Origin of the sequence: Thiomonas sp. 13-64-67, from assembly GCF_002282795.1 — a bacterium.
In the GTDB taxonomy this organism is placed as follows: Bacteria; Pseudomonadota; Gammaproteobacteria; order Burkholderiales; family Burkholderiaceae_C; genus Thiomonas; species Thiomonas arsenitoxydans.
Window position 1 is genome coordinate 1 of record NZ_NCKP01000093.1, and the last position, 6,664, is coordinate 6,664.

The following is a 6,664-nucleotide window of genomic DNA, read 5'->3' on the forward strand; positions in this document are numbered from 1 at the left end:
ACCTTCCGCGACGGGCAGACCGCCATGGCCATTCATGTGGTGCAGGGCGAGCGCGAACTGGTGAGCGACTGTCGTTCGCTGGCGCGCTTCGAGCTGCGCGGCATTCCGCCCATGGTGGCGGGCGCCGCGCGTATCCGCGTGACCTTCGCCGTCGACGCCGACGGTCTGCTCGAAGTCAGCGCGCAAGAGCTGACCACCGGCGTGCAGGCCCAGGTGCAGGTCAAACCGGCTTACGGCCTGGACGACGCGCAAATAGCGCAGATGCTGCACGACAGCGTGGCCCACGCCCAAGATGACCGCGACGCCCGCATGCTGCAGGAAGCGCGGGTGGACGCTCAGGCCCTGCTGGCCGCCACACGCAACGCCATGCAGCTCGACCGCGATCTGCTGAGCGAGCAGGAAGTCGTGCAGATTCACACCGACATGGCCGCGCTGGCGCAGGCCGAACAAGGCGGCGACATCGATCAGATCCGCCTCGCCACCGAGGCGCTGACGCGGCAGACCGATGCGTTTGCCGAGCGGCGCATGAACCGCAGCATTCAACGCGCGCTGGCGGGTCAATCCGTCGATCAGATCGCGCAGCTCACCGACACGCCGTCCAGCACGGCGTCCTGAGACTTTTCTCGATTCTCACCATGCCCATCATCACGGTTCTGCCGCATCCCGAATACTGCCCGCAAGGCAAACAAGTCAGCGCCGGGCGCGGCACCTCGATTTGCGAGGCCCTGCTGGAAAACGGCGTACCCATCGAACACGCCTGCGACATGCAATGCGCCTGCACCACCTGTCATGTGGTGGTGCGCAAGGGCTATGACAGCCTGGGTGAACTCGACGAAAGCGAAGAAGATCTGCTCGACCGCGCCTGGGGACTGGAGCCCACCTCGCGTCTATCCTGCCAGGCCATTCTGGCTGACGAAGACGTGACCATCGAGATTCCGAAATACTCGATCAACCACGCCAAGGAACACGGCTGAGCCGTCGCGGTTCACCGCAGGCGGATCAGATCGGGCGGCGGGCCCTTGGCGCCCGCTAAACGGCTCAGCAGCAGACGATAGATGTCCAGGTCGAAGCCGCCGCTGTCGGCCTCGCGTCGGCCCTCCATCAACTCGGCCAGATCGTTTTCGCAACGCGCCGTGCCCAGATGCCGCCATTGGTCGAATACATGCACCTCGGTGCCATCCTGCTCAGGGCTGTGCTCGCGCAGCCCGACGGGCCCGTCGTAAGGCCAGGCGCGCAGGCGTTTCGCAGCCAGCGCCAGCAGCAGGCGGGCGTGATGCCGCTCGGCTGATTCGAGGCCACAGCACACCCCCTTGCACTGACCGATTTGCTGCGCGAAGCAGCGGCCCTTGCCCGATTCAAGCCCCAGCGCCTGCGGGCACAGCGCGTGGCGCTGGGCGAGGGCGCGTAAGGCCTCGACGGCCTGTCGCTTGCTCCGGTAACAGCCATACAACTGCGGGAAAAATCGCGGATCGAGTGCGTCACCGCGCACCAGCGTGAGCAGCGGCCGCGCCACGGGATCTTCCGCCAGCCGCCAGGCGCAAAGCTGTCGCTCGCGGCGCAGTTGCCGGTTGAGCAGGGGCTGCAGTTCCTTGATGAGCCGCATCTCCAGCAGCAGGGCGCCAAACTCACCCGCCGTCTCGCGCCATTCGACCCGCCGCACCTCCTGCGCCAGGCGCAATTCCCGCGCGTCGCGGTGATCCGCCTGAAAGTGCGACAGCACCCGGGCGCGCAGACGCACGCTCTTGCCGATGTAGAGCGGCACTTCACCTTCGCCGTAGAACAGATAGACCCCGGACGCTTCGGGAATGTCGTCCACCGGGGTTTCCAGATGCGGCGGCAGGCTCGCACTGCCGCGCAACAACTCCAGAGCCGCAGTCTGCACCGCGGCAGGGCCAAGTTCCGTCTGGGCGATATGTAGCCATTGATGCAGTAGCTCAACATCGCCCATCGCCCGGTGGCGCGCCGTGGTGTGCAGCCCGTGGCGGCGCATGATGGCGTCCAGCCCATGCCCGCGGGCCTGCGGGTAGAGCTTGCGCGAGAGGCGCACGGTGCATAAGGTTTTCACCCGCAGATCCACCCCTTCGCGCGCCGCGGCCTGTTTCAGAAAACCGTGGTCGAAGCGCACGTTGTGCGCCACGAGCACGGCGCCGTCCAGCACGGCGAGCAGTTCGGGCAGCACCTCGCCAAACGCCGGAGCCCCCGCCACCATGGCGTCGTCGATACCGGTGAGCTGCTGGATGAAAGGCGGAATGCGCTGTCCCGGATTGAGCAGCCGACTCCACTTCGCCACCACTTCCCCCTGCGCAACCCGCATGACCGCCACTTCGGTGATGCGATCGAGCACCGGGTTAGAGCCGGTGGTTTCGAGATCGAGTAGAACGTAGCAGGGCAGCATGGCTGGAATTGTCGGGGAAACGGGAATAAAAAAACCGCAGCCAAGGCCGCGGTTTTTTGGGTTGGGGCGGGTCAGAACTTCCAGCCCACCGACACGCCCAGAGTGTTCTGGGACATGGACAGGTCCTCGGTGCCACCGGGGCCATAAGGCGGCGGTGCGAGATTGCCAGTCACGTCGCTCTTGAAGGCGTGGATGTAATCGGCCGAGACTTCCATCGTGTTGCTTACAGCGTAGGTCATGCCCAGCGTGAGGTGATCCTTGATCACCCCAGGAGCAATGGTGTTGAAGAACACATTCTGCGAGGTGACCGGATTGTCGCTGTGGTTCCACCCGGCGCGCACCGTCAAAGCCTGGTCGATCGCATAAGCCACGCCGAGTTTGACAACGGTGATGTTTTTCCAGCCGAAGCCAGGGCCATTCGGGGCGCCAAGGGGGTTCTGCAGAAAGGTGGTCGATGTGTTGCCGATCGCGCTGACGTCGCTGTAGAGAATGCGTTCAACATCACCAGCAACCGTCAGCGGGCCAGTTTTCCAGGCAAAGCCGATACCGTAATTCGCCGGAATATCAAAGCTGCCGCTGTCAGCAAACAGACCGCTGTATTTGCTGAATTTGCTCATGTGCGTCTTGGGCTGATAGGTGGCGCCAAGCGAGAAACCGGGTGCCAGTTCGCCAATCCAGCCGATGCGCACGCCGACGCCATTGGAGGAATCGTGTCCGTTATCCGTCAGATTCGAGGGGGATTGCGATGCCATAGAAAAAGCACCCAGGCCATTTGCTCGGAAGGTTTGATGCACCAGATTCACTGCCACGCCGATGGTTTGCGTTGGCGTTACGCGTCAGGCGAAACTGGGCGAAATGAACATCTGTTGCAGATCGACACCGGCGCCATTGGCCAGACCCGTCATGGATCCGCCGATGTTGCTGTAGCCCGAGTTCATCCCGCCGTTGCCATACAAGCTCACGCCAGCCGACATGGTCGGGTTGATCATGTAGTTGGCGCCGATTTCCGGGATGATGAAGTTCTGCTGATCGTTGCCGCTGTAGGTCGTGCCGTTGATTTTGGCCTCACGGTTCGGGCGGAACAGACTGAGCCCACCGTCAACACGATTACCGATCAGGGCCATGCCAGCCGGGTTGGTGGCGGCGGCCAGCGCGTCTTGCGGCAGGGCGATACCCACGCCGCCCATGCCGTTGGCCTTCACGCTGAAGCCGGGCTGGAAGTACCCGTCGGTCGCGTGCGCTGCGGGAAGGGCGATGCCGGCCAGGGCCAGCGAGAGTGCCAGTTTTTTCAGATGCATTCTTTTGTCTCCTACCGAGCGAGCAGCCCGGCCTCCATAGGTGGTTGATGGCGCCGCTCCAACACGGCGATGACTCGAAATACTGATTTGAGTATTTGAGGCTGAGGTGATGTTAGGAGGACATGCGCATACACCACATTGTGTTTAGTGTTGATTGCGCGAGTGTGTGAATTGTTGTAGTGAATCCGGAAAAGCCGCACAAATACTACATGGAGTATTAGCGCGGCGATTGTGCGGAATCTGTATTGCGTCCAGCTTCAGGCTGCTCAGTTCACTCAGGCTGTGGGCGGCACATAGCCTTGCGGCATTTCGGCGCCTTCGCCGAAAAAGTATTTTTCCATCTGCCGCGCCAGGTATTGACGGGCGCGGGCATCGGCCAGGTTGAGGCGGTTTTCATTCACCAGCATGGTCTGGTGCTTGAGCCAGGCCGCCCAGGCTTCCTTGGAGACGTTGTTGTAGATGCGTGCGCCAAGTTCGCCGGGGTAGGGAGCGAAATCGAGGCCTTCAGCCTCGCGGCCGAGTTTGATGCAGTGAATCGTGCGTGCCATGAAAGTGTCCTTTTTGAGGTTTCAACCGAGATGTTTGACCAGCACACGCGAGCGTCGCTGGTCGTCGTAGCGTAGGCGGCGTTCGTGCGGCAGCCATTCGCGCTCGACCAGCACAAAGCCCCGCTTGAGAAACCAGTGCATGGTGCGGGTGGTGAGCACAAAAATGCTGTGCAGTCCCAGCGCCCGAGCGCGTTGTTCGATGTGTTTGAGGATGCGCTCGCCATCGCCCTGACCTTGGGCGGAAGGGTGAACGGTGAGCGCGGCCATTTCGCCGGTTTTCTGCTCGGCGTAGGGGTAGAGCGCGGCGCAGCCGAAGATGATGCCGTCGTGCTCCAGTACCGTGTAGTAGCTGATGTCGCGTTCGATCTCGGTGCGGCTACGCTTGACCAGCACGCCTTGTTCTTCCAGCGGCTCGATGAGTTGCAGGATGCCGCCCACGTCGTCGGCCGTGGCTTGCCGCAGATGTTCGAGATGCTCGTCGGCGATCATGGTGCCCACGCCGTCGTGGGTGAAGAGTTCGAGCAGCAGCGAGCCGTCGATGGCAAACGGCACGATGTGCGCTCGCGTCACGCCGCCGCGCACGGCGCGTACCGCGTGGCGCAAATAAAACGCGGTGTCGGTGGGTTGTGCGCATCGTCGATCACGCCGTCCACCTCGGTGATCAGCACGAGCTTTTCCGCCTTGATGGCCGCGCCCACGCTACTGGCCACGTCTTCCATGCTGAGGTTGAAGGCTTCACCCGTGGGCGAATAGCCGAAGGGCGACATGAGCACGACCGCGCCATATTCCAGCGCGCGCTGAATGGTGGGCGCATCGACCTTGCGGACCAGCCCGGTGTGCTGGAAATCGAGGCCGTCGATCACGCCCACCGGGCGGGCGATGATGAAATTGCCGGAGACCACGCGCACGGTGGCGCCGGCCATCGGCGTGTTGGGCAGGCCTTGCGAGAACGTGGCTTCAATTTCGAAGCGCAACTGGCCCGCGGCTTCCTGCGCGGCATCGAGCGCGACTTCATCGGTCACCCGCATGCCATGCGAGTAGCGCGCGCCGACGCCTTTTTCGCGCAACTGCGCTTCGACCTGCGGACGAAAGCCGTGCACGAGCACGATGCGCACGCCCATCGCGGTGAGCAGCGCAACATCCTGCACCAGCGCATTGAGGCGTCCGGCCGCGATCAATTCGCCGGCGATGGCGACCACAAAGGTCTTGCCGCGGTGGGCATGGATGTAAGGCGCGACGGAGCGCAGCCAATCGACGAATTGTTCTTGCTGGGCGATCATGGCCCGATTATCCGAAAATGTCGGGTTGCTTTTGTTTTTGATGTCTTCCATGCCCGAATCCACCGCCGCCCGACCCCCACGCCAGCGCCATGCTGCTGCGCCGCGCAAGCCTGTGGCGGCCACGCCCGTGGGCGAAGTGCGCTTTCCTGAAGATCTGCCGGTTTCGCTGCGGCGCGAGGACATCGCGCGTGCACTGCGCGAACATCAGGTGGTGATCGTCTGCGGCGAAACCGGATCGGGCAAGACCACGCAGTTGCCCAAGATCGCGCTGTCCATCGGGCGCGGGCTGGGAGCGGGCGGAACGGGGCTGATCGGCCACACCCAGCCGCGGCGGCTGGCGGCGGTGAGCATCGCCCGGCGGATCGCGCAAGAACTCGGCAGCGAGCTGGGCGCGATTGCCGGATACAAGGTGCGCTTCAACGACCGGCTGCAGCCCGGGGCGTCGATCAAGCTGATGACCGACGGCATCTTGCTGGCGGAAACCCAGACCGATCCGCTGCTGCGCGCCTATGACACCCTGATCATCGACGAGGCGCACGAGCGCAGCCTGAACATCGACGTGCTGCTGGGCTACCTCAAACAGTTGCTGCCGCGCCGTCCTGATCTGAAAGTGATCGTGACCTCGGCCACCATCGATGCGCAGCGGTTTGCGGAGCACTTTGCCGAAAGCGCTCCCCGCCCGGCGCCGGGCCGCCCCAAGCCGGGCGGCGCCCCCTCGGGGGGCAGCGACGGGGCGCAGCCCGGAGCGTGGGGGCAGTCCACTCTTGCTCCGGTCATCGAAGTTTCGGGGCGGCTGTATCCGGTGGAGGTGCGTTGGCGTCCGTTCGGCATCGACAAGGGTGATGACCGCGACCAGTCTGCGGCGATCTGCGATGCGGTGGACGAGCTTTGGCGGCTCGGCTCCGGCGACATTCTGGTGTTTCTGCCTGGCGAGCGCGAAATCCGCGAAGCCGAGGCTGCGCTGCGTAAACACCATCTCGACACCAAGCGTGTCGGCGTGGAAATCCTGCCGCTGTACGCCCGCCTGTCGCAGGCCGAGCAAGACCGGGTGTTTGCCTCGGGCGGTGCGCGGCGCATCGTGCTGGCAACCAATGTGGCCGAAACCTCGCTCACCGTGCCTGGCATCCGCTACGTCATCGACGC

General features: G+C 63.7%; 6 protein-coding genes and 2 pseudogenes. 3 read left to right on the plus strand and 5 right to left on the minus strand.

Annotation, left to right across the window (positions count from 1 at the left end; translation table 11 throughout):
• Both B7X30_RS14700 and fdx read left to right on the plus strand, forming a co-directional pair.
• Nucleotides 1-615: Hsp70 family protein (locus tag B7X30_RS14700; RefSeq protein ID WP_286731591.1), on the plus strand; the 615-nt coding region annotated here is incomplete at its 5' end.
• Between the two features lie 20 nt (nt 616-635).
• Nucleotides 636-974, plus strand: coding sequence for an ISC system 2Fe-2S type ferredoxin (gene fdx / locus B7X30_RS14705; protein WP_013105374.1), 339 nt, complete (start codon nt 636-638; stop codon nt 972-974).
• Nucleotides 975-985: 11 nt separating this feature from the next.
• Here the strand turns inward: fdx and B7X30_RS14710 are convergent, their stop codons facing one another.
• From B7X30_RS14710 to argA, 5 genes and pseudogenes are all read right to left on the minus strand, one after another.
• Entirely contained in the window at nt 986-2,395 is a 1,410-nt protein-coding gene (locus B7X30_RS14710; protein ID WP_286731593.1) for an exonuclease domain-containing protein, read from the minus strand.
• Between the two features lie 71 nt (nt 2,396-2,466).
• Nucleotides 2,467-3,219: pseudogene (locus tag B7X30_RS14715) on the minus strand (OmpP1/FadL family transporter); the annotation flags it as partial.
• A gap of 12 nt (nt 3,220-3,231) precedes the next feature.
• A complete protein-coding gene (locus B7X30_RS14720; protein ID WP_286731598.1) occupies nt 3,232-3,693 on the minus strand; it encodes an OmpP1/FadL family transporter in 462 nt (153 codons plus the stop codon).
• 275 nt (nt 3,694-3,968) lie between these two features.
• A complete protein-coding gene (locus B7X30_RS14725) occupies nt 3,969-4,241 on the minus strand; it encodes an oxidative damage protection protein (protein ID WP_013105378.1) in 273 nt (90 codons plus the stop codon).
• A gap of 21 nt (nt 4,242-4,262) precedes the next feature.
• Nucleotides 4,263-5,521, minus strand: a pseudogene (gene argA, locus B7X30_RS14730) (amino-acid N-acetyltransferase).
• Nucleotides 5,522-5,570: 49 nt separating this feature from the next.
• Here argA and B7X30_RS14735 point away from each other — a divergent pair.
• A partial coding sequence (locus B7X30_RS14735) for a helicase-related protein (RefSeq protein ID WP_286731601.1) occupies nt 5,571-6,664 on the plus strand: 1,094 nt, incomplete at its 3' end.

What these genes read in the sequence shown, in the direction of transcription:
- fdx (WP_013105374.1), top strand. Translation starts at nt 636, where the DNA reads ATGCCCATCATCACGGTTCTGCCGCATCCCGAATACTGCCCGCAAGGC.
- B7X30_RS14710 (WP_286731593.1), bottom strand. Translation starts at nt 2,395, where the DNA reads ATGCTGCCCTGCTACGTTCTACTCGATCTCGAAACCACCGGCTCTAAC.
- B7X30_RS14720 (WP_286731598.1), bottom strand. Translation starts at nt 3,693, where the DNA reads ATGCATCTGAAAAAACTGGCACTCTCGCTGGCCCTGGCCGGCATCGCC.
- B7X30_RS14725 (WP_013105378.1), bottom strand. Translation starts at nt 4,241, where the DNA reads ATGGCACGCACGATTCACTGCATCAAACTCGGCCGCGAGGCTGAAGGC.